Consider the following 25,277-nt stretch of genomic DNA (forward strand, 5'->3'; position numbering starts at 1 on the left):
TGTGCAGGCCCTCCCCCACCCCCACATCCCCCTGCAAGCCTCGGAGGGTTCGGTGCTGCGGGCCAGGGCCATGCAGGCCTACCTGCTGGACTTGCGGGCGGTGCTAACACGCTACGCCGAGGTGCCCCCGGTGCACCTGATGGTGCTGGATGAGAGCGACTGGAAAGCCCGGGTCAAGCATCCCTATGGCTTTCCCTTCCAGCGCACCAGCCTGCGGGAGGGGCTGTATTTATTTTTGCCTGCCCGCTACCCCGAACGCCTGTTGTGGCGGCTGCGCGAGACGCTGGTGCCGGCCATCAAGAGGGCCGGCAAGCCCCCCGGCCAGCCCAGCGACTTTCTGGACCTCAACCTGGGGCACGAATACGCACATGCGGTGGCCGTGGCCTGGAAGCTGCGCACCCGGGTTCGCTGGGTAGACGAGTTTCTGGCCAACTACCTTTATCTGCTGGCGCTCCAGCAGGCCCTACCGGAACTCTACCCCCAGGCCAAGCAGTGGGGCCTGCTGCTGGCCCACCTCACGCCCAGCCAGCCCAGCCTGGGTAGCTACGAGACCAGGCCCAAAAGCCTTTCCGACCAGCTGTGGTTCCAGGGGCAGTTCACCCTCGAGGCCACACGACTGGTGGAGGAAAAGAAGGACATGCTCCTAAAAGGCCTGCTACAAGCGGCTCCTCTTAAGAAATCTACGGTACACAAGCTGTTGGTCGGCCTCGAGCCGCACCTGCGCAACTGGTTTGCCAGCTTTTCCCCCCAGCGAAAGCCCTCTTCTGCGACAACCCCGCAGGGGCTTCGCTGGGAAGAACTGGAAGGATCGTGACCGAAAGCCCCAATACTCGCCCGGGGCCCTGCGATTCGGACTTACCTGGGCGGGGCCACATCCCCGGGCTTTCCGTCCGAGACCAGCTTGCGCACCCAGTCGGCAAAGCTCACATCGCCTACCTTGGTGCTGTAGAACTCGGGCCGCCCGATGATGCAGTGCTGGCTGCCGGGGGCCAGGTAGCTATAGAAGTTGGGGGCCGACTGCTTGATGGCCGCGAGGTTCGAAAGGGCACCCTGCACCCACTGCTGGGCAATTTCCGGCGTGGGGCGCGGCTGGCCCAGGATCAGGCTATAGAAGAAAATCTGAACCTCGTCCAGCAGGGTGCTGTACTGGGCAAAACTGCGGCTGGGGTAGGCCCTGGCAAAGACCTGGTACAGGTCGTTGGAGCCAAGCCGGCTGGGCTCGAGGCCCCCTATCCAGCTCGGTAGGGCCCCCTGGATGCCCCAGGCTGCCGAGGCAATCGGGAAAAAGGACGCGGGGGCCACCCCCAGCGCTGCATCCCCCAACTGCACCACATTGGCGTTGGGATAGCGGCGCATGAAATAGGGCGCCCACATAATGGAGCCATACCCCCCCGCACTACAGCCCGTAACCATCACGTTCTGGGGGTTGGGAATGTTGTTAAAAACCCACAGCACAGCCTGCCGGGCATTGACCGCGCCTTTGTGCTGAATGCTCAGGTCGCCATAGCGAGCGGTGTTGTTACCCCAGTGCAGATCGGCGGTGCAGTAGGGCACAAACACATGGGTCCAGTCGCGGAAGGGGTTTTCGGGGTTGTTGCGGTTGAAAACCCCCTGCCCTGCTTGCAAATCCTGGATTTGCAGGCGGGTGGTATAGAGGCGCGACTGGGGGTTGCAGGTTGCAGCATCCCAGCAAGCCCCGCCTCCCTGAAAATTGACGATCACTTTATCGGCGGCCCCAGGCGCCACATAAAAACGCCAGGGCGAGCCATCCGAGCAGACCGCCGCAGCCCCAGGGCGAATCTCCTGCCAGCCTGCAGGGGCCTGAACCGAACCCTGCGCCAGAGCAAACCCAAACAACAAAGCTAACACTACCGACCAGCGCTGCATCTTGCCTCCTTTGGAATGCCAGCCTAACACAAAATGAGCATCAAAATTAAGGCCATGCCAGAAAGGTTCTGATATACTGCCAGCGGAGGTTACGTATGCGTAAACTGATTGTTCTCGTGCTGGTCGCAATCTTGAGCGGGGCCTTCGCCCAGGGGCGGTTGTTTGGCGAGATTGCCAGCGGCAACATGAGCTTGGTGCCTGGGTTTAGCCTGAACGTTCAGGCCCGCATGGGTGCCGAGAATGTGATTGGTCCGCTGGCGCTGCGGGGCGGCTTTGGGCTTACTACCGGTGGCGGAACCGTGTTTGCCATCGGGGCCGATGTGATTTACTTCCTGCGCTCGAGCGGCAGTCTCGACTTCTACTTTGGGGGCGGTCTGGGCCTGGTGGCCGGCGGCAGCACGCTGTTCAGCATCAACGGCAATGCCGGGCTGGAAATTCCCGTGACCCGCGATTTCAATTTCTTCGTGGAGCTACAACCCGCGCTTCGCTTTTCTGGCGGCGCAAGCGATTTTGTCCTGGGAATCGAATTTGGGCCCAGGCTCTACTTCCGCTAAGCACGCTTTACTGCTTTGACCAGGGGTACCCACATCCCTGGTTTTTTTATACCAGATTCGGTTGATTCCTTACCGAGTGGTAAGGAATCAACAGGGCCGAAGTTATCCGCCTAGCGGAGGGCGATACCGCCCCTTGGAAGCGAGACGTTTTTTTGCCGAACGTAGGGAGGGGTGTGCTCTAGGATTCAAAAAGACAACCTATGGGGTTTTTTGGTTTTGTAAACAGTCTTTTTGAATCCGGTATTATTCGTACCGGAGGGCCTCAATCGGATCGAGTGCAGCAGCCCGCGCAGCAGGCCATACCCCAAAAAACAAGCCCACCAGGGCGCTCACCGCCAGAGCCAGAAAAACCGTGGTAGGGCTCAGAATGTACACCTTGAAGAAAGGCACCGTGGCGGTTATAAGCAAGAGCAGCCCTGCGGCCAGAACTACCCCCAGCAGACCCCCCACGAGCGTCAGTACCACTGCCTCAATCAAGAACTGCTGGCGTATCTGTCCCGAGGTGGCCCCCAGGGCTTTTCGCAGGCCAATTTCACGGGTGCGCTCGGTCACCGAAACCAGCATGATGTTCATGATGCCAATACCCCCTACCAGGAGCGATAAGCCTGCAATGGCTCCCAGCAGCGCTTGCAAGATGAGGGTAACCGAACGCAGGGTGCCCTGGAAGCTTTCGGTGGACTGCACCTGGTACTTGCCCTTGCCGTAGCGGCTCTCAAAGATGCGCTGCACCTGCCGCGTGACCTGCTGGGCGTCGGCTCCTTTCTTGAGGGGCAGAATAACAAACGCATACTCGCCCCGCCGTGCAGTGGGGGAGGTATTCCAGATGAGCTGGATGGGGGTATAGACGGTTGCGCTCGAGCCAAACCCCCCAAAAATACCACTGGGAGGCTCCAGAACCCCCACCACCGTAAGGTCGATGCGGGCCCCGCCGGGGTAGTACAGGCGGGCCACCTGACCCACCGCTTCGCGGCCTGGAAAAAGATCTTTGGCAGCCCGGTCGGAGAGTACCGCCACCGCCAGGCCGCCCCGGGCCTCGAGGTCGGTAAAATAGCGCCCTCTGGCGATTTTGTTGGTGGGATCGAGTTTTGGCAAATCTCCCGGGGTACCTTGCAGTTGCATGGAGCGTCGCTCTCCGGGCTTGCTTTCGTACTGAATGCTGGTAAAGAGTTGGGGAATCACCGTGACGGGCAGCGCCTGCAGGGCCTGTAGGTCTTCCTCGCGGATGGGAGCAGAGCTAAAGTCCTGACCCTCGTTGAAGTTGGGCTGCACGAAGATCGAGCGACCAGCCACCGCTTCCAGATCCTGGGTAATGCCTGCGGTGGCCATCTGGCCCAGCGAGATCATGGCCGTGACCGCAAACACCCCAATCACAATGCCCAGCAAGGCCAGAAAGCTGCGGAGCTTGTTGCCCCACAGCGACTCAAAGGCCATGCGGAAGTTCTCCAGAGGGTTCATGCCCATTGGGGCTGTGTTCGCCGCAGACGTAGCCCGTTGAGCCGGGTTCATGCCATCCCCCCATCGGCCACCTTGCCATCACGCAGGCGCACGATGCGCTTGGCCCGGGCCCCCACATCGGGTTCATGGGTGACCATCACGATAGTCTTGCCCTGGCGGTGCAGGGCGTCGAACAGCTCCATAATTTCATCTGAGGATTTGGAGTCGAGGTTGCCGGTCGGTTCATCGGCCAGGAGTAAGTCGGGTTCCTGCACCAATGCCCGGGCAATGGCCACCCGCTGTTTTTGCCCACCTGAAAGCTCGGAGGGCAGGTGGTCGAGGCGGTCGCCCAAACCCACCGACTCCAGGGCCTTCCTGGCTCGTTTGAGCCGTTCGGCAGCAGGCAGCCCCCGGTAGACCAGGGGCAGGGCCACATTATGCAAGGCAGTGAGGCGCGGCAAGAGGAAAAACGCCTGAAACACAAAACCCACCCGCTGGTTGCGGATGCGTGCAAGTTGCGCTTCGCCCAGACCCCGCACCGGCTCGCCCCCCAAGCTGTACTGGCCCTCGGTGGGCGAATCGAGCAAGCCGATGATGTGCATCAGGGTGGACTTACCGGAGCCCGAAGGACCCATCAGGGCCACATATTCACCCGGGTAAATGACCAGGTCTACACCCGAGAGCGCATGCACCTCCACCGTGCGGGTGCTCGAGCCCGAGCGATAGACCTTGGTCACCCCGCGCATCTCTACCACCGGGGTCATGGACGAGCCTCCGGGCCACTCAAGCGGTAGCTGACCCTGGCCCCCTCCTTGAGGGCTTCGGGGGGTAGCGAGACCAGGATGCTTTGGTCGGGAATACCTTCTACGGCGGCCTGGGTGAGGTTACGGGCGATTACCGTAACCGCTTGCTTACGCACCGTGCGGGTGGCCGAATCCACCACCCACAGGTAGGTTTGGCCCCCTTCTTCCACCAGGGTTTCCAGGGGCACCTTGAGCGCACTGGGCAAGCGCAGGGTGGTGATGCGGGCGGTGGCGGTCAGGCCAGGCCGGGCCAGCGACTCGGCCTTCTCGTCGAGAAAACGAATAAACACCGGCAGCACCGCACTCCCTCCGGTTCCGGCCACCTCGGCCTGCACCCCCAGGCGATCCACCTTGCCCACCAGGGGCTGGCCGGGCGCGGCGTCGAGTTCGAGGCGCACCGGTTGGCCTGGTCGCACCCAGGGGACATCGGCCTCGGACAGGCGGGCCTGTACCCGCAGACTTCCGGCTTCCACCAGGCGAATCGAGGGCGCACCCAGGGCAGCGCCAGCGCTCTGGGCGGTGGTCTCGACCCCCACCAGGTAGCCCACGCTCGAGAGGGTGCCACGCACCGGCGCCCGCAAGCTGGACTGGGCGATAGTGCGCTCCAGCGTAGCCAGTTCGGTCTGACGGGTTTGAAGCTGGGCCTGGAGGTCGCGCTGGGTACTGGTGCGGGCCTGGCCCAGGCTGGCGAGCTGGGCCTCGAGGTCGGCCACCTGGCGCTCCAGGCGTTCCACCTCGCTACGGGCCACCCCGCCCACCCGCAGGAGTTCGACAGAGACGCGCAGATTACGCCTGACCTCGAGCAGCTGGTTTTGCAGGCGGGTGCGGTTGCTCTGGTAGTCGGCCTCGGCGGCCTGGGCGCGGGACTGCAAGGCCCGGAGCGCCTCTCGTATCGAGCGCAGTTGGGCCTGTTCGCCCGTGGTCTCGAGCACTGCCAGCACCTGCCCCGCCTCCACGGTTTGCCCCTCCTTGACCCGCACCTCGGCTACCCGCCCCGGCCGAGAAAAGGTGAGGGTGTAAACCCGCGCCTCCACCACGCCGGTCGCCCGCACTTCCCGTACAAACTCGCCCCGTTCGGCTTGCGCCACCGTGACCGCCAGGCCCTGCTCGGCCCTGGGGCGCAGCAGCCCAAAAAGGGTCAGGCCCAGCGAGAGGGCCACCAGCCCGATCCAAATCCAGCGTTTCATGCGCATTGCCTCCAGTAAGTTGATACGGGCCACCCCCCAATGAAACCGGACAGAGCCCTAACGCGAACCCAGAATGCCCCAAAGCGTAAAGGCCAGCGAAACCACCGCCACGCCCAAAGTGGCCAGCAGGGCCCGGCTGGGCGCCAGCACCCTGAGGCCCGACCAGATAATCCAGAGCGACCAGAGGGAGCCCACTATCCCCAGCCCTTGCAGCACGCGGGTTCCGCTGGCCGCCCCGACGACCTGCTGGTACTCGCGCTGCCAGGCCCGCAGAGCCTCGGGGTCGGTGGCCGGCGGCAGGGGGGGCAGATCGCCGGTGATGGGAAACAAGGCCCCTAGGGGAACCAGCACCAGCCCCACCAGCAAAGCCGGTACCGAGGCCCAACCATAGACCTCCCAGGCCCGGCTTTCCGGCCCGGCCAGCAGGCGAATAATCAGCCCCCCTATCCCCCACAGCAGCATGCCAAATATCACCCCACCCAAAAGCGCAAACACCAGTTGCACGGGTAATCCCCCCGGCAGAAAACTGGGCAAGAGTCGAACCAGCAACACCTGCCCCAGCGAGGCCGCCACTGTACTGGCCACGACGATAAAAAATGGAGCCACCAGGTTGGGTTTGCGCTCAGAGAGCGCTCGGAAAAAGTTAGTGGGCTGTAGCAGCACCTCGAGCATTTCCCTTCACTCCCCCTTAGTGTGCCCTAGCGAAGCCCAAAACAACAGGGCTACTCGAGCAAACCCTTAGCCAACCCAAGGACTGCTAAGGCGACAAAGCCCATTCCCAGCCAGCGAGCTGTTGGGCTATAGGTTGCGGTCCACAAGCGGTAGCCTGCGTAGACCAACCAGGCAAACACCACCCCAAACACAATAATCTCCACGGTTCCGAATTGCGCACCAGGCATTTCAGGCCTCCACTTCCTGCCACAAACGGCTGGCGACGAAAAAGAACAGCGCGGTCAGCACCGACAAAATCACAAAGGCCTCGCTCGGCAGGCCCGGAAAGTTTTCCCATTCCATCCGCACCGCCGGGTTCTGCTCAACACCGGGCGCTGGGAGTTTCCAGGCAGGCAACCACCTGTAAAACTGGCTACCCCAAAGCCGAGCGCTCCATTCCAATACCTGCCCCAGACCAATCACACCGATGATCAAGGCGATCAGGGTGGCCTTACCGGGGATGTAAGCCGCCACCCAGAGGCCCAGGAAAAGTGCTGGAACCACCAGGGCCAGACCGCCCAGCAGATAGAGCCAGATCCCAGCCCCCAGGCCAATGGGCAGGCTGACCCCGACCTGGCCCAGCCAGAAAGTCTGCACCAGCCACAAGCCGCCGTTGAAGAGGGTTAGAACCCCCACGCCCATCAGGGTTCGGGCAGCCAGGTATAGCCAACCAGGTTGAGGTGAGCCCAGGAGCAACGACCAGCGCCCGGCGCGGTATTCCCGCCCGAAGTCCATAATCAGAGCAGCCAGGTAGGCTATGCTTCCCCCCACCGCAACAAACGCGGTGACTGCAAACACCATTGCCGCCGACTCGAGCTTGTAGCCGTTCCACTCGAAAGTTTGTCGGGCCATAAAGAACCATCCCGCCACAACCAGTAAAAGCCCCAGCCCGAATACGCCGAACTTGCGAAGCTCGAGCCAGAGCAGCGTCCTGAATGCGTTCATCATTATCTACCCCTCCACTCTCAGGCCAGTACCTCGATAAAAGCATCCTTCACGCTCTGCCCCTTGGCCCGCAGATCCTCGGCCTTAGCGTCGAGGGCCAGCCGACCTTCTTTCAAAAGCAGTACCCGTTCAAAAATCCCCTCGGCCTCGCTTACTTCGTGGGTAGAGAGCACCAGGCAGGCCTCCTCGCGCCACTCCCGCACCAGGCTCTTGAGGATGCGGTCACGCGAAATTACGTCAATCCCCGAAAGGGGTTCGTCCAGCAAAAATAAGCGGGCCTCGCGCGAGAGTACCATGGCCAAGCGCAGCCGCGCCCGCTGCCCCCGCGACATCGAGCGATAGCCCTGCTGGGGCACTTCTAAAAAAGCCAGCAGTTCGCGGTAGCGGCCTGGGTTGAAGTCCGGGTACAGGCCCGCCATCAAGCGCTCGGCATCGCGGGGGGTCATCCAGGCATACAGGTTGTCGGCATCGGACAAATAGGCAATCTGGCCCCGGCTCTCGCGGGGGCTTTGGCCCAGCACCTCCACCGAGCCTGTGGTGGGGAAAAGCATCCCGGCCAGCAGTTTGAGGGTGGTGGTCTTGCCCGAGCCGTTCAGGCCCAAAAGCCCCACCGCCTGCCCTGGGTAGAGCTCGAGGCTAAGTTCGTGCACCCCCTCGGTTTTGCTGTAGCGCTTGGTCACGCCATTAAGCTTTGCCAGCATCACGGGGCCTCCTTTGCACCGTTGGGGGCCAGGCTTCTAAGAGCTTTTTGGGCATCTTCCAGGCCCAGACCCAGGCTTTGTACTTCGGACCAGAAGCGCAGGGCGGCTTCCTGCAGGATGCGCAGCCGGATGCCCTCCACATTGACATCCTCGCGCACAAACGTTCCCAAGCCCCGCCGGGTCTCGGTCACCCGGGCCATTTCAAGCTGGCTGTAGGCGTGGATCACTGTGTTGGGGTTCACCTTCAAAGAGGCCGCCAGCTCCCGCGCCGAAGGCAGTTTATCCCCGGGTTTCATCTGACCGCTGGCCAGCATCCGCTCCACCCCCCGCACAATCTGGGCATAAATCGGCCCGGCTTCTACGTCTAAGCTCCACAATCGAGCCACCTCCTTAGTGCACTAGCTATATAATACAGTAATTCATTACAGGCAGATTGTCAAACGCATCCATTTTTGCAGGGGCTAGCGCTGGGGCTCGAGGGTCTGGCGTGTTCTGAAGCCGGTCTCTCCCATCCGCATGGGCAGGTACTGCCCTGAGGCCCACTTTTGCAAGAGGTTATCGTAGGCCGGCGAGAGCAACCCCCCCGACTGGCCCATCGGGATGATAAAAAGGGAGCGCTCGAGGTCGGCAAAGTCCAGGATGTGGCGGTAGCTGCTCCCCACGGTCATGCGGAAGTTGGCGGGGTCGTAGGAAGCGCGGTTCAAGGTGTAGCGGTCGCCGCCGTGGGGCACGGCCCGGTCGGACAAGCGGTTGAGCGGCGATACATTGGTCAGAATGGCATGGGGAAAGGTGGCCCGGTGAACCTCGCCCCAGCGCGGGGGGTTGTTGCCAAAGCGATCCAGGGCCTTATCCAGGGCAAGGGCGGCGTAATCCAGGCAGGTCTGGGTATCGGCGGTCTGACAGGCAGGGTCACCCTGGCGCATGGCAGCCAGCAAATACCTGGGTTGTTCCCAGAAATCCTGCCCCACCTCTTTGCTGGGCAGCCGGGAAAGCTCGGTGTACCAGGTCTGAAAGACGGTGGGCTCTACTTGCTCGGCCCGCATCACCCCATCCCAGGCCAGCAAGCGGGCCTTCCACTGTCGGGCATTTTCCGAGAGCGGGTTGAGCACTTCCAAAACAGGCTTGAACTCGCGGAACAACAAACTGGTAATATCCTGCTGCATCGAAACCATGTCATCAATGGAGAGTTTGTCTTTGGCCAGAATAAGCTCCCGGATGCGCTGGGCACGGTAGGGCTCCTCCCACTCGAGCGAGATGGTGTGGGGGTAGCCTGGCGCGGTTACCTTGTTGTTCGCGGTTACGATAAAACCTTCTTTGGGATTATAGACCTGGGGCCACTGGTCTTGCGGCAGGTAGCCCTGCCAGTCCCAGTTGCCATCACCCGGTACGGGCATGAGGCCCGAATGACCGGGCTTGCGGATGGGAAAGCGGGCCGGGGCCATATAGCCGATGTTGCCGTCTACATCAGCATAGACAAAGTTCTGACTCGGGGCGTTGTACAAAGCCAGCGCAGCTTTGAACTGTTCCCAGTTTTGTGCCCGGGCGATACCCAAAAAGGCTTCCATGGTGCGGTCGGTGTCATCCAGGCTGGTCCAGCGCAGCGACAACGGCCTTGCACCCGGGTTATTCACCACATCGTTGATGACCGGCCCATAGCGGCTTTCCCGCACCTGCAGGGTCACGTCGGGTTCACCCTTGACTTTGATTACCTCGGTGCGGATACGCCAGGGCTCCACCTGTCCCTTGTAACGGTAGCCCCCCGCTACCTCTTCCATAATGTAAAGATCCTGCACATCGGCGCCCACGGTGGTAACACCCCAGCCGATACGCTCGTTGCGGCCAATCACCACTGCCGGAAGGCCCGGAAAACTGGTGCCGATGGCCTTGTAGGTGGGGGCTTCCATATGCACCAGATACCACACCGAGGGCGCTCCCAACCCCAGGTGCGGGTCGTTGGCCAGCAAGGGTTTGCCACTCACGGTACGCGAAGGGCCAATCACCCAGTTGTTGGAGGCCCGGGCCATCTGCTCGCCCGGCAGGTGCAGGGCCTGGGGCAGCCGGGCGGCCAGGGTGAGCAAAGAGCGGGCCGACTCACCATCGGGCCTGGTCGGTGGGGGTAGTTGCAGGTCCTCGGCCTGTAGCGCCGTAGGGGCATCGGTTGGATAGGGCGGTTTGAGGCGGCTCATACGCTCGGGGGCCATGCCCTTGGCGGCCCATTGCAGGCGCTGGAGCTCGCTCCGCCAGTTACCCGAAAGGTCGTAGGACATCATCTTGGCCCAGACCAGCACGTCGGCGGGTTTCCAGGGTTCGGGCCGGAAGCCCAGCAGGCGGAACTCGAGCGGCAGAGGCGGGTTGGTGGAAAGGTAGGCATTGATGCCGGCCACATAGGCATCCACGGCCGATAGGGCGTAGGGGGACAACCCCACGTAGGCCTGTTCGGCCGCACGGTAGAAGCCCCAGGTACGTAAAAAGCGGTCTTGCGTTAGGGTCGCTTTTCCTACCACCTCTGAAAGACGCCCGGCCCCCACCCGGCGCTGGAACTCCATCTGCCACAGCCGATCCTGGGCATGGGCCACCCCCAGCGCAAAAAAAGCATCGGCATCGGTCTGGGCTTTGATGTGCAGTACCCCCTCAGCAGTGCGGTTCATCTCGACGGGCGCAGAAAGCCCTTTGAGGGCCAGCCTCCCCGCATGCTGCGGAAGGGTAGCCCCCCGCAGCCAGAACCAACCGCCCATGCCCAAGAGCAGCACCAGACCTATCAGTACCAGCAGCAAACGTCCCAGAAAACGTAACCAAAGCATGGTTCCTCCCCGCTTTGGACCTAGTATAAAACCAGACCTCTGAAGCGGGCCTAGAGGAAACCTTGATCAGATTGGCTCGCTCTCTCCACGCCAAAAGGCTCGCCCACCCAGCTTACGCCGATCTAAAAAAAGCTCCACCGTGTTGCCGTCGGGGTCTTGCAGACTGAGCACCAGGGCAATGCCCCGATCCTCGAGCCGGTAAGGTACGCCCTCGAGGCGCACAAAGTCTCGGGCGGCTGCGAAGTCTTGCTCGGATGCTACGGCAAAACCCAGCGTTAGCGTTCCGGATGGCTCGCCCTCGGTCAGGGCCAGCTCGTAGTGGGCCGGGTTCTCCGACGAAACCAGCAGCGAAGTATTCGCAAAGCGTTCGGAAAGCTGCAAATCCAAAAAGCGGGTGTAAAAGGTGACGGCGGCCTCGAGGTGCCGCACCCTCAGGTGAACGTAGGCCAGACGGGTGGTGTACATCCAGGGTATTTTGGAACGCCCCGCCCCCCAGGTCAAACGGGCCCCTCGCTCGGCCAAACCCCAAGGTGGGTTTGGCCTCCAGACCCATTTTGCCAATCTGGAAGCCCCGATAGAATTGGGTTATGAAGATTGAGTTCCGCGAAAATGGCTCCATCGGCATCGAAACGGGCGGTAAGTACGTATTCCGCCAGGGCGACCAGGAAGTGGTCATCGAGAAGGCCAGGGTTTCCCTCTGTCGCTGCGGGCACTCTGGCAACAAACCCTTCTGCGACGGCTCCCACAAGGCCGCCGGGTTTGTAGCGCCAGCCGCCGTAATCGAGCTAAACACCGACGCCTAGCACAGCCAAAGTAGTGCTGCAGGAAAGGCGGTAGGCGCAAGGAGAGCAAAAACACATTGGGCCTGCCCTCAGGCCATAAGATGGCAGGCGGAGGTTGGCATGCCCATGCGCTATCGCAAACTTGGTCAGTGGGGCTTGAAGGTTTCGGAAATTTCGCTGGGGGCCTGGGTCACCTACGGCGATGCCGTCAACGACCTCGAGCGCATCAAACAAATCACCCGCATCGCTTACGAGGGCGGCATCAACTTCTTCGACAACGCCGATGTATACGCCAAGGGCCTGGCCGAGGAGCTGATGAGCAAAGCTCTCCTGGAACAGTTCCCCCGCCACGAGCTGGTGCTCTCCAGCAAGGTCTACTGGCCCACCAGCGAGGATGCCAACGGGCGGGGCCTATCGCGCAAGCACGTTCGGGAAAGCCTTGAGCGCAGCCTGAAGCGCATGGGCACCGACTACCTCGATCTCTACTTCTGCCACCGCTACGACCCCGAAGTGCCCATGGAAGAAATCGTGACCACCATGAGCAATCTGGTAGAGCGGGGCCTGGTGCTCTACTGGGGCACTTCCGAATGGCCGGCGGCCCGCATTGTCGAAGCGGTGCAGTTTGCCAGGGCCAACGGCCTGCATCCGCCTGCAGTGGAGCAACCGCAATACTCCATGCTCTACCGCGAACGGGTCGAGCAGGAAATCCTGCCCGAGACCGAGCGCTTTGGGCTGGGCATGGTGGTCTGGAGCCCCCTGGCCATGGGTATGCTGACCGGGCGCTACGACAAGGGCGTACCCAAAGACAGCCGTTTCGAGCGCTATCCGCAGTTTGGTAACCGCTTCCTGACTGACGAAAACGTAAAAAAGGTCAAGGCCCTCAAAAAAGTAGCCGCCGACCTGGGCCTGACCCGTACCCAGCTGGCCCTGGCCTGGGTCTTACGGCAAAAAGGCCTGAGCAGTGCCATTACCGGGGCCACCAAGCCCGAGCAACTCAAAGAAAGCCTGGGAGCGGCGGGGGTAGACCTGCCCCAGGAGGCCCTGGAGCGCATCGAGCAGATTCTCGGCAGGGCTCGAGGGTAATCCAAACACCCTTTTCGAGAGCATTGGCATCAGAACCTGGCTTGCAACATTCGCCTCACAGTTTTCCAGGTTTCGGCCTTCGGCTCTGGGCCTCCAGCCTCATACCAGATTCGGTTAGTTCGTCACCAAAGGGTGACGAACTAACCCGACCGAAGTTATCCGCGTAGCGGAGGACGATACCGCCCCTTGGAAGTTATCCGCGTAGCGGAGGGCGATACCGCCCCTTGGAAAGGAGACGCTTTCTTCGCCGACCGTTCGGGAGGGGTGTGCTCTAGGATTCAAAAGACAACCTATGGGGTTTATTGGTTTTGTAAACTGTCTTTTTGAATCCGGTATCACAACGCCAGGATGTACCTGGCCAGGCGAACAATATCGTTTTGCAGGTTGAGGGTTTTGCGTTCGGGGGGGCGGCTCTTTAGCTCCCGAATCTTTTCGGCAATCTTGCGGGGCTGGCGGATGTAGTAGCCCAGCTTCTCGTGCCGAATGAGCTCTACGTTGCCGTGCTCCTGCGGCCATACGTAATCACAAACAATCAAGTCTTTGTGTTGCGAAAGCACCTCGGCAATGGTGGCAGGGCCGGCTTTGGAGACTACCACGTTGGACACGTTGATCAGTTCGTACATCTGCTTGGTGAAGCCAAACAGGATCAGGTTGGCAATCTGGTTCTTTTGCTTGAAGGTCTCGAGCTGCCGGTAGAGCTTTTGGTTGTAGCCACACACCACCACCACATTGATGCCCTCGATTTTGACCAGCTCCCGCACCAGCCTGTGGCTAATTTTGAGACCCGCTCCACCCCCCGTTAGCAGCACCGTGTAGGGGTGAACCAGGCCCCACTCCTGGCGCAAGCGGGCCACCTCCTCGGGGGCCAGGGGTTGGTCGTATTTAGGGTCAATCAGGGTCTGGAAGTAGTGAAGGTTTTCCGGGGGAACCCGGTAGCGCCTGGCTATGCTGTAGGCCTCGGGGCTGGCCACCACATACTGATCTTTGGTGTCGATGAACCAGTACAGGTGGGGGCTGAAAATATCGCTCACTACCGTAAGGGTCTTGGGTTTGTGCTTTCGTACATAAGGCAAGCGGCGAAAACCGTGGTTCACCGGATAGCAGTAAATTATCTTATCTGGACGAAACTCCTCCAGGTACTCGTTGATGGCCGGGGCCAGGCGCATGCCCAGCACCCGCGCGAAGGACTGGATGGCTGGGCGGGTCTGGTAGAAGGCTTGAAACACGGTAAACAACCAGCGCTGCTTATTAACAGCAAAGTTGTAGCCGTCCTGGATGGCCTGGGCAATCCAGCGCGGCCCCACATCGAAAAAGTTGAATAGCCGAACCTCGGACTCGGGCTCGAGTTCGGTCAGCAGCTTGTGCAGGTTCTGGGCCAGGGCAAAGTGCCCACCCCCCGCCTTGGTATAGACCAGAAGAATGCGTTGTGGCATAAGGAGCATGGCCACAGGGCCAGGCCCCTATAGATTAGAACATTTTTGGATTGGTATGGTCTGGCACGTCAGCGAATCATGCCGAGTCGGTCGAGCCAGCGGACTTTATCGTGCGTGCTGGGCTGGGAGAGGTCTTTGGCTCCAACCAGGGTTTCGTGCATTTGATCGTAGTCGTCCAGCAGATACCAGGCCTGGGCAATGGCGGCTAGGCTGTACCATTCGTGGTGCACATCGGACTGCCAGCGGAAGCGGGTCAGGGCCGTGGTCAGGCGCTGCACGGCCTCGTCGGGTTGATGGCGATCCAGAGCACTGACCCCCAGAATCAGCTGGGACATGGCAAAAGCCCTTTCGCTGCCCAGGTTACGGGCTTGCTGTTCAATTTCAAGCCCGAGTTTCCGAACGGTGTGCTGGTACTCGAGGTCATCCTCATGGTTAACCAACAGTTGCCAGGTTTGAGCAATAAGCGCCTCTACCTTTTCGACCATCACACCACTTTCAACCGTAAACGAAGGGCTCACTTCAAACTCCTTTTTACTGCAAGAAACGCTATGTAAACGTTTCCACAGCAACCTATCAAGTATAGCAACCAGAAGCACCAAAGTACAGGTACCTGCACTTAATATCCGGCGATGCTGGTATGTCTTGTCTGGGCTTGATTATCGTGCCATCGAAAGAAACCCAAGCTCGAGGAATTGAGAGCTCGATTAGTCAAAAATACACAGCTATTGCACAACTATAGTCGAGTTGTGAAAGCGATCCAGCGAAACTGGTGGTCTTGCCTCACCCCAGCGGCTGGTGGCACAGCCACACCCCGCTCCGTGCCCGCCAACCCTCTGGTAATTCAATGGCCTTATGGGGCGGCGGAACTGTGATAACTTTATGCCCGACAATACTAAACTCAATCGTGGTGAACAGCTTGTCGAGCGCCTGACCCAACGGGCGGGTCTCCAGGGGGCTGAAGCGAAGATGGGGTAACCTGGCCTCCAGGCTTTTGCAACCGGCATAGGGCAACAGCTCGGCCGGGTCGCGCCAACGCCGGGGAGGGCCAATAAGCAGTTCGGCCAGCACCAGCGACAATCCTGGGTAGCGCCGCGAAAACTCCTCCGGGTCGAACTCGAGCGAAAGCTCCAGATTCACCTCTACGTCTTGCCACACTTCCCGTTTCACAGCACTTGCCATACTTCAGCTTGCAACAAAGCCGACGCATGGTCAAGAGCAAATAACCCGTGTCAGACGATAAAAACAGCGACACAAGTTTTGACACTCCGGTAGCAAAAGTGTCAAAACTTGGAAAAAATCTCAGTTGGTAGCAAACCAGCGCAGCCAGCGGGCTTTGCCGGCGAATTCGGCCTGACGCTTGAAGGTGTTTGCCTGGGAGTGGGTCTCGAGGGCCTGCACAGCATCGCCAAGATAGCCCCAGGCCAGGGCAATGGCTTTCAGGCAAGACCACTGTCCCTGCTCGTCATCCAAAAAGCGATACACTGCCAGCGCCCTCGACAAAAGTACGATGGCTTCGTGGTTATCTCCCCCGTAGAGGCTGCATACACCCCAGATAAAAAGGCTCTGAGCCCAGGCCCGGTTATTGCCGGAGCGCCGTGCCAGATGCTCTGCCCTGCGTGCCAACACTGCCGCCTCCAGAGGTTGCTGCTCAAGTTTGAACCAGGCAACTGCGAGCAGTTGTTGCAGATTCTCGCGTTCGGTAGGTTGGTAGGCGTCGGTCAAGGTACTCATTGCCAAGGGTCAGGGTAGCAGCTTATTCGGGGTTGTTCGGCGCATTCGTCACCAATGGGATTTACGTAACGCTCAGGGTCCTTTTACGGGCTAAATATCACCAACCCAGGGGGCGGCAAGACACGCTGCCAACCTTCCATTCAGGTTAGGCTATGGTCATGCTGGACAGCCTGAAAAACCTCTTACCTCAAAAGGTCAGTACCGCCCCCACCGACCTCGAGACCCACGGCAAAGATGAAAGCTACCCTGTGCGCCACCCGCCCCTGGCGGTGGTCTTTGCCGAGAGCCTAACCGACATACAGACCACCCTGGCCTGGGCCCGGGAGCACCATCTGCCAGTAATTCCCTTCGGGGCGGGCACCAGCATAGAAGGACACGTTATTCCGCAGGGACGGGCCATCTCGTTGGATGTTTCCAGGATGAACCGCGTGCTGGAAGTTCGACCCCAGGACTTCATGGCGGTGGTGGAGCCGGGTCTAACCCGTAAGGCCCTGAATGAAGCCCTCAAGGGCACCGGATTATTCTTTCCAGTAGACCCCGGTGCGGATGCCAGCCTGGGCGGAATGGCGGCCACCAACGCCTCGGGCACTACCACCGTGCGCTACGGGGGCATGCGGCACAATGTGCTGGCCTTGCAGGTGGTGCTGGCCAATGGCCAGGTACTGGAACTGGGCCGGGGGGTTCGCAAAACCAGCGCCGGCTACAACCTCAAGGATTTGTTTATCGGCTCCGAAGGCACCCTGGGCATCATCACGCGGCTCTTCCTAAAGCTGCACCCCATTCCCGAGCACATTCACACCCTGCGGGTCTTTTTTGACGACCTTTCCGACACGGCCCAGGCCGCTTACGCCGTGATGGCCAGTGGTATGCCGGTGGCCAGGCTGGAGCTGGTGGACGAGGTAGGTATCCGGGCCATCAATCACTACCTGGGGCGCAGCTACCCAGAAAAACCGGCTTTGTTTGTGGAGTTTCACTCCTCGACTAAAGAAGCCCTGGAAGCCGAGTCGAGCATGGCGCTGGGGCTGATGCAGGAGACCGGCGCCATCAGCATAGATACTGCCCGCACCCAGGAGGAGCGCACCGCCCAGTGGGAGGCCCGTCATCAGGCCTACTGGGCCCTGGTCAACCTGTTTCCCGGCAAGGAGTACCTCTCCACCGATACAGCCGTGCCTATCTCCAGGATGCCTGACCTGGTGGAATATTCCAGTCGCCTGCTGCGCGAAATGGGCCTGACCGGCAACATCCTGGGGCACGTGGGCGACGGCAATTTCCACACCCTGGTGGTCTGCGAACCGGGCGACCCTCGAGCCGAGGTCTTCTCTGAGCGACTGGTAGAGCACACCCTAGCCCTGGGTGGCACCTGCACCGGCGAACACGGGGTGGGGCTGCGCAAGAAAAAATACCTCTCCAAAGAACATGGCCCAGCCCTGGACTGGATGCGGCAGATCAAGCAGCTTTTCGACCCCCAAAACCTGCTTAACCCAGGTAAGATTTTTGATTGATTAACTCCGCTGCCCAGGAATCTGCACACCCCTATACTGCCCAATCAGACGCACTCGGTGCGGGCCGACTCTACCCCTTTCGTAGGGAGGGTTTGGGAGGATCTGATCTCAAGCAAAACCCTAAACCAACCTGCAGTTTAATATTGCAAGCCTGCAAACCCACCCTGCCCTCCCCTACGTGGTTGGGAGGGACGGCGCAATCTGGGTATGAAGACAGCCATACAATAGCGGGGTGTCCGTTACCACCCTGCTCTTCGACCTCGATGGCACCCTCCTGGAAACCGCCCCCGGTATTGTGGGTTGCTACCGCCATACCTTTCTTCACCTGGGGGTGGAGATTCCCGAGACCTTGGATTTACACGAGTTCATCGGCCCGCCCATGAAAGATAACTTCCGCAGGCTTCTAGACGAGGCCCAGACAGAAGCCGCGGTGGAAATCTATCGGCAGTGCTACGAGCAGAAGGGCCAATGGCAAGCCAGTGTCTACGCAGGAATCGACCAGGCCGTCCAAACCCTCTCCACCACCTACCGCTTGATGGTCGCGACCTCCAAACGCAGCGCCTTTGCCCAGCAGATGATGGGGCATTTTGGGCTGGCCCCCTACTTCAGCGCCATCTACGGTGTAGAGGCTGAGAACCTGTCGGAATCAAAGGCCGCGCTCATCGGGCGCATTCTGCAAGAGCATGGCCTGACCCCTGCCGAGGTGGTGATGATTGGCGACCGCGCCTTTGACATCCTGGGGGCAAAAGCCCACCAGATGCGCTCCGTGGGGGTTCTATGGGGCTATGGAAGCCCGGGAGAACTCCAGACCCACGGCGCAGACCTGCTTTGCGAACACCCCCTTCACCTGCCGCAGTGTGTAGCTAGTTTAGGAGGCCCAACCCCGGCGCACAGTGGTTTTTAGGTAGCTTGAACTGGTTCAGGAAGCCGTCCGAGCGCTGCGACATCCAGATGCCGATATCGTTGTGGCGCGAGACGAGCTGTCGGATAGGCCCCCCTGCCTTGCCAAAGGCATCGGTAAAAAACACTTCGGGTCCGTTCGCGTTGTACCAGTAGACCGGCCCGTGGTAGGACTCGCGGTTACAGCCGCGCAAGCCGGTAAAGCCCCTGAACACCTGCTCGGTGTAGTGCAACTCGCTCAGGTTGGCGGGGTTCATGGTGGTGATGGGGTCGAAGACGGCAGTGGAAGCAATCACCTCCGCTTTATCGGCCAGGCGCAGCTTAAAAGCCCAGATTTCGTAGAGTGAGCCGGGGTTTTGGCTGTGGCAGCCGGTTCCGGGGAGGGTCATCACACTGCGGCCTATGTCGTTGCTGAGGTCGGCGTCGTTCAGGGTAGGGTCACGATCGCAGATGGAGCCCACCAGGCCGGTGTCGGCCATGCCCTGCACGCTCACCCGGTGCCCGCTAGGGGCTACCAGGTCGAACATCAGGGAGTGCTGGCGCACGCTGTAGCGCCGCACCCCACCGGTGCCCATGTGGGCCACGATGCGGGTGCTGGTCAGGGCTAGGCGGTCTTCGTCGTTGCGGGTGCCACGGTTGGACACGAACACCTTGAAGCCCTCGTGGGCCTCGGGCATGCCCGCCAGCTTGCCCACGTAGCCAAAGGGCGGCAGCTCGGGGTTGGCCAGGCTGGTGCGGGGGTCATCGCCGTGTTCGTGCGTGAAGTAGCACTTGTATTCGGGGTCTACCTGGGGATGCCAGGTGGGATAGAACTCGCCATCGGGGCCCTTGGTCACATAGCTGTTGTGTACCCAGTCGGGGCAGGCTTGCCCTGCTACGGGCGTGGGTTGACCGGGGGGTGCTACGGGAGGCGTGGCCTCGGGGGAATTACAGGCCAGCAGCAACAACGCCAGAACCCAGAGCTGTGGAGTTTGTTTCTGCATAGAAACCTCCAGGTTCGAGGTTATCAAGCCTCCCCAAGGCGAAGTTCAAGGGGGCCTTTAGCTTTGTTTTACTTAACGCTGAACCGCCCGGGCCTCGAGGCGCACTTCCAGTGGGTCATTAACCCTTAGAAACAACAGGCTGGGTGGGTTCAACTTCCACTCCGAAAAGCTGGTGTTGAACCCCCCGGCAAACCGATAGGTATTACCCTCGCGGGTCAGTTTGCCGCTAATCCGCACAGGCCGCCGGGTACCGCTGATTTCCAGGGTGCCGCTGAGCACAGCATCCTCGCCGGTTTGCACCAGCCGCTCAACGTCGAGACAGCTCTGGGGGAACCGGTTGACATCAAACACGCCCCGCGCATCGGCATCGCGCAGGGCATTGCCGGAGTCGAAGCGGCCCAGCTCCACGCATACCTGGCCCGAGGCCTCGCCCGTCTGGCTATTCCATCGCACCGTGCCCCGCACGCTGGTGTTAGTGCCCTCCCAGCGGCCCAGGTTATAACTGGCCGCATAGGTCACGCGCCCTTCAATGACATACTGATTGGTCTGGGCCTCTGTCAAGCCGGAGCACAAGCCAAACAGCAAGAAGAAGAGCAGTTTACTGTAACTCATGGTTTTTCTCCTGTTCTTGAGGAGCATCTAGCGAATTTCAAGTACTTCCGTCAGGGGCTCGGCCAGAACCCCTTCCAGGATACGCGCCGCCGCCTGATCTGGATGCAGAGCCGTTTTAGGAGCGCCACCCAGGGGCGCCCACAGGCCGGTTGCAACTGCAGGCAAGCGCACCAGGCAGAAACGTACCCCCTCGCGACGAAACTCTTTGCGAGCCACGCTCACCAGGCCCTCGGCCCCCAGCTTGGTCGCCACATACGCCGAGAGCCCAGGAACTGCAATCAGCTCGGGGTATACGCCCAGCACGGCCACCCGGGCCTGGGGGTTGAACCGGGCATATTTGAGCAATAGGGCCAGGCCGCCCATGTTGGCAGCGGTGAGGCGCTCGAGGTCGGCCATGCTTTGTTCGCGCAGACCTGCCCTCTGCACTGCCCCCGCCGCATATAGCAGCAGGTCGAGCGGCCCCACCTCTTCGGCCAGAGCCTGAACCTCGAGTTCGTTGCCGAGTTCGGCGGGAACCGCCAGTGCACTCAGGTCGCGGGCCAGGCCAGCCAGAATCTGCCCATTGCGTCCGGAAAGCCACAAACGGCTTACCCGGCCCGCCAGTTGATGCGCTAAAGACTGCCCAACGCCACCCGTGGCTCCTATCAACAGGGTATTCACCCTTCGAGCCTACGCTTGTTGTGCTATTTACACCGTGGGACAGAAGCAAATCCAGATCCACTACCTTCAAAACACTTTGGAAAATACTTTTTCTAAAGCCTGATCGACGGACATCGGCAGACCGATGTAATAGCCCTGGGCATAGTGGCAGCCGTGGCGGGCCAGCCATTCTAGCTGCGCCCGGTTTTCTACGCCCTCCGCTAGGGTCTTGAGGCCAAACGCATTGGCCAGTTGCAGCATAGCCCGCAAAATCTCCTCGGAGGTATGGCTTTGGCCAATTTCGGCCACGAAGCTTTTATCGATTTTGACCAAGTCTATCGGCACCTGCTTGAGGTGGGCTAGCGAGGAGTAACCCATGCCGAAGTCGTCGAGGGACACCCGCACACCCAGTCCGCGTAGGGCCACCAACCCACCCAACCACTTCTGTCGCTCAGGCAGCAACGCCGACTCGGTAATCTCGATCCACAGCATGCTTGGTTGCAAAGCTTCTTCTACCAGCGAACGCACTACCTCCCGCACCCAGTTGGGGTGGGCCAGCGTCACTGCTGAAAAATTAATGGCCAGTTCGGCTCCCAACTGCTTCTGATTCTGCACAGCCTGTTTGAGTACGGCCAGGTCGAGCTCGCCAATCAGACCAGCCTCTTCAGCCAGGGGCACAAACTCGCTGGGGCGCAAAAGCCCCCGGGTCGGGTGCTCCCAGCGCACCAGGGCCTCCCATTTGCTTATGAAGCGATCCTGGATGCTCAGAATGGGTTGGTACTGGATCAGGAAACGGCCCTCCTGAATGGTCTTGCGCAGTTGCTGGAGGGTCTCCAGGCGCTCGAGGGAGTTCAAATCCTGCGCAGGATCGTAGACGGCAATGCCGGTTCGGGCATGCTTGGCCTGGTACATAGCCACATCGGCAGCCCGGGCCAGTTCGTCAAGGGTCTGGCCGTGTTCAGGGTACAAAGCCACCCCCAGGCTGGCCTGCACATGGATAGCGTGTTCACCCAGCACAAAGGGGTAGTCAAACACCTCGGTAATGCGGCGTGCTGCAGCCTGGGCCGAAGCGCGGTCAGCCGAAGGCAAGAGCACAGCAAACTCGTCCCCACCCATGCGGGCCAGCAGGTCGCCTTGTCGCAGCACTTCCTTGATGCGCAGGGCTAGCTGGCGCAAAAGCTCGTCGCCAGCCTGGTGACCCAGGGTGTCGTTAACCACCTTGAAGTTATCGAGGTCGAGGTAGATCAGGGCCGGGCTTTCGCGCTTGCGGCGGTCGGACACAAACAAGGCCTCGGCCACCGCCCATAGCTTGCGGCGGTTGGGCAGGTCGGTGAGGGGGTCGTGGTAGGCCAGGTACTCGATGCGGGCCTGCTGGCGCTTGCGTTCGCCCACATCGCGGATAGAAACCATGACCTGCTTGTGGCCAGCAATCTGCACCAGCACACCCTGGGCCTCGACCTCGAGTTCCCGACCATCTCGGGTGAGCAGACGAATCTCCTCGAGGGCATCGCGCTCCCCGACCAGAATGCGCTGTATTCGCTCAGCCACCCGCGGCAACGAGCTGGGGTGCACAAACTGGGTCAAGGGCTGCCCCACCACTTCGTCCAGGCGCTGGTATCCAAGGCCTCTCAGTCCGACAGGGTTTAGATAAAGCAACCTGGAGCCATCAAAAAGCGCCACCACATCGGGGAGGGTCTCCATGAGGGTTCGGTATGTGGCCTCCTGTTCGCGCAAGGCATCGTAGACCTGGGCCCGGTCAATGGCCAGGCTTAGCTGACTGGCCACCCCCTCTAGAAAACGCACATCGCGCGGCTCGAGGTCGATGGTGCTGCTACTCGCCACCAGCACCCCACTCACCCGGCCCTTCACCAGAAGCGGCACCGCGACTAGACTCCGCTGGCCCAACAAACCGGCCCTGCTGCGTTCCTCGGTGCTGTGCAGGACAAGCATTTCACCCAGGTGAGCCACCCGGCGAACAATCTCGTGGGTGGCGTCAAAGTTGTCGGGCAGGGTTTGTTTGCCACCCCACCAGACCAGATTTAGCTGCTCCCCCTCGGGTCGGTACGCAGCCACACTGTCGAAGCGGGGATGCTCTTGCAAGGCATCCACCACCCCCCGCATCAGGGCCAGCGGCTCGAGATCGCGGGATAGCCCATCGCGCACCCTGGAGAAGAGGGCGAGCTCGAGGTTACGCTCCTCAGCCTGGGCCTGGCTTTTCCGCATGGCCTCTTCGGCACTCCAGCGGCGGTCATACTGAAACCGAAACAGCCCCACCACCAGCCCCGTCAGCAGACCCACCGCGCTCATCAGGTACACTGCATCGCGCAGTTCCTTATCCCAGGAAACCCCAGCCACGCCCAGCAAGGCCGCAAGGAAAGGAAACAGGAGCAGACCCACCCCCACCGCACCCCCAGGCCCCAATCCCCAGCTCAGCAAGGCCACAGCAGGCAAAATAAGCAGCAACACCCCGTGGTTCAAGCTGCGGTATAGCTCGGGAAAAGCCATTGCATAGGCCAAGACAAACATGAAGCCCAGCATGAGCTCGAGCTTGCGCGACCGCAGCGATGTCATCATGGGTTTAAGCAACGGGTCCTCCAGAACATAAAGCGCAGCATCTTCAAAAAATGCTCGAGCGGCGTTCGCCCCATCCCTGGCCTGGCCACTGTACCTGGCGATTCTACTTTCAATAGAGCCGCCTCGAAACGTTATTTACACTACAGGCGCGAGTTACGCCCCAGGTTGCCATCTCGTCACAGGCATAAAGCATGATCAGCATGGGTATTTTCAAAGCTTGCTTCTTGATATTCAATCCTCAGGTAACGCCTGCTTTATCCATTCTTGAGCAAGCTATCATACCAAATCCACATGAAGCCCTTGCCTTCTAACCCGGGCGGGGGGTGGCGACACCCCGACGGTGCTATTCACAAACAGTGACAGGAAGGCAGTTGACTGCACCTGGGGCGTCGTCCAGTTTACGGCTTTGTAAGTGCTCGCACCAGAATCGCGTAAGCGGCCGCCTGGGATGAGGGGACCCAAGAATAACCATTCAGGTATGGTTGGTATCAATCATAGTTCACCCTGGGCAATGCACTGCCGCAGTTCTTTGGCCTGCTGTCGGATGGCAGCCTGCTCTTTGGGGTTGCGCCTATCCCAGGTCTTGTACAGCACCCCCAGGCGGGGGTTGCCCTCCAGCAAGGCGCGGTGCCGGGCCATGAAGTCCCAGTACAGGCTGTTGAAGGGGCAGGCTTGCTCACCCAGGGTTTCTACTACCTTGAAGGCGCAGTGCTGGCAGTGGTTGCCCATACGGGCGATGTACTTCCCGCTGGCCGCATAGGGCTTGGAGGAAAGGATGGGCGAGGCAAATAACCCCATGCCCAGCACATTGGGCGCCATTACCCAGTCGGCGGAGTCCACAAAGGCCGCCACAAACCAGGCATTGAGGGCCTGCGGTTCGATGCCGTAAAGCAGGGCAAAGTTGGCCAGCAACATCAGCCGCTCGATGTGATGAGCATAACCCCGCTGCCTGGCACGCTCAATGACCGTGGACATGCAGCGCATCCGGGTGGGGGCTCCCCAAAAAAGTGGGGGCAGGGGCCTCGAGGCCTGAAGCTGATTGGCCTCTAAAAGCCCCGGCATCTCGCGGCGATACACATGGTAGATGTACTCACGCCAGCCGATGATTTGTCGCACAAAGCCTTCAATGCTGGCCAGGGGAATGCTGCCCTTTTCGTACTCCGATAGGGCCCGCTCCACCACCTCGGCGGGGTGCAGCAGGCCCAGGTTGAGGGCTGGAGAAAGCAGCGAGTGGTGCAGGCTCCAGCTTTGCTCCACCAGGGCGTCCTGGTAAGGGCCAAAGGCCACCAGACGGTGCTGAACGAAATCTTCCAGGGCTTCCAGGCCCTGCTGCCGCGTCACCGGCCACTCAAAACCCTCGAGCGAACCAAAATGCCCCCTGAACTTTTCCCGTACGGTCTCGACAACCGCCAGGGTGATGGCATCGGGGGCAAAACGGCGCGGGGCCGGGGGCTGGTAGCCTGGGGGCGGCGCCTTGCGGTTCTCGGCATCGTAGTTCCAGGCCCCGCCTACCGGCTGGCCGCCCTGCATCAGATAGCCGGTGCGCTGGCGCATGAAGCGGTAGAAATATTCCAGCCTGTAGGTCTTGCGGTTCCCAGCCCAGCGGTCAAATTCCTCCGGCTGCAACAGCCACAGCCGGTTGGGCAGCAAGCGATAAATGCCACCCAGGCCTTCCACGATGGCCCCCACCCGCTCGGCGAAGCCATAGTCGGCCGGTTGCATCTGAGCCAGGGTTGCGCCGGGGTGCGCCTGGAAAAACTGGCCCAGGGCTTCGGCCAGGGTCTCGGCTTGCAGGTAGATGACCTCCCTTCCGCTTGCCCGCAGTTCCTGGGCAAAGTGGCGCATGGCGCTGAAGAAGAGCACCAACTTCTGCGGGTGCATGGGCGGGGTACGCCCCAGCTCGTAGGCCTCTACCAGCAGCACTCGCCGGGGCGATAGCTGCTGCATGGCAGCATGGTTGAGCTGGTCGCCGAGAATCCAGAGGGTCATACCAATCTTGAGGGTCTGGAGTCAAA

At 60.7% G+C, this 25,277-nt stretch carries 26 protein-coding genes; 6 read left to right on the forward strand and 20 right to left on the reverse strand.

All coding sequences use genetic code 11. The features are described from left to right. Position 1 precedes the first annotated feature (1 nt). A complete protein-coding gene (locus tag Mhypo_RS07135) occupies positions 2-814 on the forward strand; it encodes a hypothetical protein (protein WP_119340608.1) in 813 nt (270 codons plus the stop codon). Positions 815-855: 41 nt separating this feature from the next. Here the strand turns inward: Mhypo_RS07135 and Mhypo_RS07140 are convergent, their stop codons facing one another. After that, positions 856-1,887 (reverse strand): pectin acetylesterase-family hydrolase, encoded by a 1,032-nt coding sequence (locus Mhypo_RS07140; RefSeq protein WP_119340609.1) that lies wholly within the window; start codon positions 1,885-1,887, stop codon positions 856-858. A 95-nt stretch (positions 1,888-1,982) separates the two neighbouring features. Here Mhypo_RS07140 and Mhypo_RS07145 point away from each other — a divergent pair, with 95 nt between their 5' ends. Next, positions 1,983-2,441 carry a hypothetical protein gene (locus tag Mhypo_RS07145; protein WP_119340610.1) on the forward strand — a complete coding sequence of 153 codons (459 nt, stop codon included), beginning with the start codon at positions 1,983-1,985 and terminating at the stop codon, positions 2,439-2,441. Between the two features lie 243 nt (positions 2,442-2,684). On the opposite strand, the gene Mhypo_RS07150 is transcribed toward Mhypo_RS07145, so the two are convergent. The 10 genes from Mhypo_RS07150 to Mhypo_RS07190 all read right to left on the reverse strand — a co-directional run bounded on the left by Mhypo_RS07150 (position 2,685) and on the right by Mhypo_RS07190 (position 11,488). After that, positions 2,685-3,947, reverse strand: a complete 1,263-nt coding sequence (locus tag Mhypo_RS07150) for an ABC transporter permease (RefSeq protein ID WP_119340611.1) — start codon at positions 3,945-3,947, stop codon at positions 2,685-2,687. Further along, positions 3,944-4,639, reverse strand: coding sequence for an ABC transporter ATP-binding protein (locus tag Mhypo_RS07155; protein ID WP_119340612.1), 696 nt, complete (start codon positions 4,637-4,639; stop codon positions 3,944-3,946). Before Mhypo_RS07155 ends, Mhypo_RS07150 begins: the two co-directional genes overlap by 4 nt. Beyond that, the gene (locus Mhypo_RS07160; RefSeq protein WP_119340613.1) at positions 4,636-5,865 is read right to left on the reverse strand and encodes an efflux RND transporter periplasmic adaptor subunit; all 1,230 of its coding nucleotides are present in this window, start codon (positions 5,863-5,865) and stop codon (positions 4,636-4,638) included. The genes Mhypo_RS07155 and Mhypo_RS07160 overlap by 4 nt, the downstream gene beginning before the upstream one ends. 57 nt (positions 5,866-5,922) lie before the next feature. Beyond that, a complete protein-coding gene (locus tag Mhypo_RS07165) occupies positions 5,923-6,537 on the reverse strand; it encodes a YIP1 family protein (RefSeq protein WP_119340614.1) in 615 nt (204 codons plus the stop codon). A gap of 50 nt (positions 6,538-6,587) precedes the next feature. After that, positions 6,588-6,764, reverse strand: a complete 177-nt coding sequence (locus Mhypo_RS18085; protein WP_170148238.1) for a hypothetical protein — start codon at positions 6,762-6,764, stop codon at positions 6,588-6,590. 1 nt (position 6,765) lies between these two features. Beyond that, positions 6,766-7,524 (reverse strand): hypothetical protein, encoded by a 759-nt coding sequence (locus tag Mhypo_RS07170; protein ID WP_119340615.1) that lies wholly within the window; start codon positions 7,522-7,524, stop codon positions 6,766-6,768. 17 nt (positions 7,525-7,541) lie between these two features. Then, positions 7,542-8,222: an ABC transporter ATP-binding protein gene (locus tag Mhypo_RS07175; protein ID WP_119340616.1), complete on the reverse strand. Its 681-nt coding sequence runs from the start codon at positions 8,220-8,222 to the stop codon at positions 7,542-7,544. Then, the gene (locus Mhypo_RS07180) at positions 8,222-8,608 is read right to left on the reverse strand and encodes a GntR family transcriptional regulator (protein WP_240637154.1); all 387 of its coding nucleotides are present in this window, start codon (positions 8,606-8,608) and stop codon (positions 8,222-8,224) included. The genes Mhypo_RS07175 and Mhypo_RS07180 overlap by 1 nt, the downstream gene beginning before the upstream one ends. 75 nt (positions 8,609-8,683) lie before the next feature. Next, a complete protein-coding gene (locus Mhypo_RS07185) occupies positions 8,684-11,023 on the reverse strand; it encodes a penicillin acylase family protein (protein ID WP_119340618.1) in 2,340 nt (779 codons plus the stop codon). Between the two features lie 66 nt (positions 11,024-11,089). Continuing rightward, a complete protein-coding gene (locus tag Mhypo_RS07190; protein WP_119340639.1) occupies positions 11,090-11,488 on the reverse strand; it encodes a VOC family protein in 399 nt (132 codons plus the stop codon). Between the two features lie 122 nt (positions 11,489-11,610). Here Mhypo_RS07190 and Mhypo_RS07195 point away from each other — a divergent pair, with 122 nt between their 5' ends. Then, on the forward strand, positions 11,611-11,826 hold the full coding sequence (locus Mhypo_RS07195; RefSeq protein ID WP_119340619.1) for a CDGSH iron-sulfur domain-containing protein: 216 nt from the start codon (positions 11,611-11,613) through the stop codon (positions 11,824-11,826). Between the two features lie 105 nt (positions 11,827-11,931). Next, a complete protein-coding gene (locus Mhypo_RS07200) occupies positions 11,932-12,888 on the forward strand; it encodes an aldo/keto reductase family protein (RefSeq protein WP_119340640.1) in 957 nt (318 codons plus the stop codon). A 335-nt stretch (positions 12,889-13,223) separates the two neighbouring features. On the opposite strand, the gene Mhypo_RS07205 is transcribed toward Mhypo_RS07200, so the two are convergent. The 4 genes from Mhypo_RS07205 to Mhypo_RS07220 all read right to left on the reverse strand — a co-directional run bounded on the left by Mhypo_RS07205 (position 13,224) and on the right by Mhypo_RS07220 (position 16,052). Further along, a complete protein-coding gene (locus tag Mhypo_RS07205) occupies positions 13,224-14,321 on the reverse strand; it encodes a glycosyltransferase (RefSeq protein ID WP_119340641.1) in 1,098 nt (365 codons plus the stop codon). Between the two features lie 68 nt (positions 14,322-14,389). Next, positions 14,390-14,839, reverse strand: coding sequence for a hypothetical protein (locus tag Mhypo_RS07210; RefSeq protein ID WP_147075395.1), 450 nt, complete (start codon positions 14,837-14,839; stop codon positions 14,390-14,392). A gap of 262 nt (positions 14,840-15,101) precedes the next feature. After that, positions 15,102-15,488 (reverse strand): hypothetical protein, encoded by a 387-nt coding sequence (locus Mhypo_RS07215; protein WP_240637155.1) that lies wholly within the window; start codon positions 15,486-15,488, stop codon positions 15,102-15,104. 132 nt (positions 15,489-15,620) lie between these two features. After that, positions 15,621-16,052, reverse strand: a complete 432-nt coding sequence (locus tag Mhypo_RS07220; RefSeq protein ID WP_119340622.1) for a hypothetical protein — start codon at positions 16,050-16,052, stop codon at positions 15,621-15,623. A 152-nt stretch (positions 16,053-16,204) separates the two neighbouring features. Between Mhypo_RS07220 and Mhypo_RS07225 the strand changes: the two genes are divergently transcribed. Both Mhypo_RS07225 and Mhypo_RS07230 read left to right on the forward strand, forming a co-directional pair. Beyond that, positions 16,205-17,554 carry an FAD-binding oxidoreductase gene (locus Mhypo_RS07225; protein ID WP_186814637.1) on the forward strand — a complete coding sequence of 450 codons (1,350 nt, stop codon included), beginning with the start codon at positions 16,205-16,207 and terminating at the stop codon, positions 17,552-17,554. Between the two features lie 232 nt (positions 17,555-17,786). Beyond that, positions 17,787-18,458: an HAD hydrolase-like protein gene (locus Mhypo_RS07230; protein WP_119340623.1), complete on the forward strand. Its 672-nt coding sequence runs from the start codon at positions 17,787-17,789 to the stop codon at positions 18,456-18,458. Here the strand turns inward: Mhypo_RS07230 and Mhypo_RS07235 are convergent. The 5 genes from Mhypo_RS07235 to Mhypo_RS07255 all read right to left on the reverse strand — a co-directional run bounded on the left by Mhypo_RS07235 (position 18,418) and on the right by Mhypo_RS07255 (position 25,251). Then, the gene (locus Mhypo_RS07235; protein WP_119340624.1) at positions 18,418-19,437 is read right to left on the reverse strand and encodes a hypothetical protein; all 1,020 of its coding nucleotides are present in this window, start codon (positions 19,435-19,437) and stop codon (positions 18,418-18,420) included. The genes Mhypo_RS07230 and Mhypo_RS07235 overlap by 41 nt on opposite strands. 72 nt (positions 19,438-19,509) lie before the next feature. Then, positions 19,510-20,049, reverse strand: coding sequence for a YceI family protein (locus tag Mhypo_RS07240; RefSeq protein WP_119340625.1), 540 nt, complete (start codon positions 20,047-20,049; stop codon positions 19,510-19,512). A gap of 27 nt (positions 20,050-20,076) precedes the next feature. Then, positions 20,077-20,709: an SDR family NAD(P)-dependent oxidoreductase gene (locus Mhypo_RS07245; protein WP_119340626.1), complete on the reverse strand. Its 633-nt coding sequence runs from the start codon at positions 20,707-20,709 to the stop codon at positions 20,077-20,079. 66 nt (positions 20,710-20,775) lie between these two features. Further along, positions 20,776-23,274: a putative bifunctional diguanylate cyclase/phosphodiesterase gene (locus Mhypo_RS07250; RefSeq protein WP_119340627.1), complete on the reverse strand. Its 2,499-nt coding sequence runs from the start codon at positions 23,272-23,274 to the stop codon at positions 20,776-20,778. Positions 23,275-23,754: 480 nt separating this feature from the next. Beyond that, positions 23,755-25,251 carry a cryptochrome/photolyase family protein gene (locus Mhypo_RS07255; protein WP_119340628.1) on the reverse strand — a complete coding sequence of 499 codons (1,497 nt, stop codon included), beginning with the start codon at positions 25,249-25,251 and terminating at the stop codon, positions 23,755-23,757. Positions 25,252-25,277: the final 26 nt, after the last annotated feature.

The sequence above is a fragment of the Meiothermus hypogaeus genome, assembly GCF_003574035.1.
GTDB classification, from domain to species: domain Bacteria; phylum Deinococcota; class Deinococci; order Deinococcales; family Thermaceae; genus Meiothermus; species Meiothermus hypogaeus.

Excerpts from the sequence above, each read along its gene's own strand:
- Mhypo_RS07140 (WP_119340609.1), bottom strand. The coding sequence starts at position 1,887 with ATGCAGCGCTGGTCGGTAGTGTTAGCTTTGTTGTTTGGGTTTGCTCTG.
- Mhypo_RS07145 (WP_119340610.1), top strand. The coding sequence starts at position 1,983 with ATGCGTAAACTGATTGTTCTCGTGCTGGTCGCAATCTTGAGCGGGGCC.
- Mhypo_RS07150 (WP_119340611.1), bottom strand. The coding sequence starts at position 3,947 with ATGAACCCGGCTCAACGGGCTACGTCTGCGGCGAACACAGCCCCAATG.
- Mhypo_RS07155 (WP_119340612.1), bottom strand. The coding sequence starts at position 4,639 with ATGACCCCGGTGGTAGAGATGCGCGGGGTGACCAAGGTCTATCGCTCG.
- Mhypo_RS07160 (WP_119340613.1), bottom strand. The coding sequence starts at position 5,865 with ATGAAACGCTGGATTTGGATCGGGCTGGTGGCCCTCTCGCTGGGCCTG.
- Mhypo_RS07165 (WP_119340614.1), bottom strand. The coding sequence starts at position 6,537 with ATGCTCGAGGTGCTGCTACAGCCCACTAACTTTTTCCGAGCGCTCTCT.
- Mhypo_RS18085 (WP_170148238.1), bottom strand. The coding sequence starts at position 6,764 with ATGCCTGGTGCGCAATTCGGAACCGTGGAGATTATTGTGTTTGGGGTG.
- Mhypo_RS07170 (WP_119340615.1), bottom strand. The coding sequence starts at position 7,524 with ATGATGAACGCATTCAGGACGCTGCTCTGGCTCGAGCTTCGCAAGTTC.
- Mhypo_RS07175 (WP_119340616.1), bottom strand. The coding sequence starts at position 8,222 with ATGCTGGCAAAGCTTAATGGCGTGACCAAGCGCTACAGCAAAACCGAG.
- Mhypo_RS07185 (WP_119340618.1), bottom strand. The coding sequence starts at position 11,023 with ATGCTTTGGTTACGTTTTCTGGGACGTTTGCTGCTGGTACTGATAGGT.
- Mhypo_RS07190 (WP_119340639.1), bottom strand. The coding sequence starts at position 11,488 with ATGTACACCACCCGTCTGGCCTACGTTCACCTGAGGGTGCGGCACCTC.
- Mhypo_RS07195 (WP_119340619.1), top strand. The coding sequence starts at position 11,611 with ATGAAGATTGAGTTCCGCGAAAATGGCTCCATCGGCATCGAAACGGGC.
- Mhypo_RS07200 (WP_119340640.1), top strand. The coding sequence starts at position 11,932 with ATGCGCTATCGCAAACTTGGTCAGTGGGGCTTGAAGGTTTCGGAAATT.
- Mhypo_RS07205 (WP_119340641.1), bottom strand. The coding sequence starts at position 14,321 with ATGCCACAACGCATTCTTCTGGTCTATACCAAGGCGGGGGGTGGGCAC.
- Mhypo_RS07220 (WP_119340622.1), bottom strand. The coding sequence starts at position 16,052 with ATGAGTACCTTGACCGACGCCTACCAACCTACCGAACGCGAGAATCTG.
- Mhypo_RS07225 (WP_186814637.1), top strand. The coding sequence starts at position 16,205 with ATGGTCATGCTGGACAGCCTGAAAAACCTCTTACCTCAAAAGGTCAGT.
- Mhypo_RS07235 (WP_119340624.1), bottom strand. The coding sequence starts at position 19,437 with ATGCAGAAACAAACTCCACAGCTCTGGGTTCTGGCGTTGTTGCTGCTG.
- Mhypo_RS07240 (WP_119340625.1), bottom strand. The coding sequence starts at position 20,049 with ATGAGTTACAGTAAACTGCTCTTCTTCTTGCTGTTTGGCTTGTGCTCC.
- Mhypo_RS07255 (WP_119340628.1), bottom strand. The coding sequence starts at position 25,251 with ATGACCCTCTGGATTCTCGGCGACCAGCTCAACCATGCTGCCATGCAG.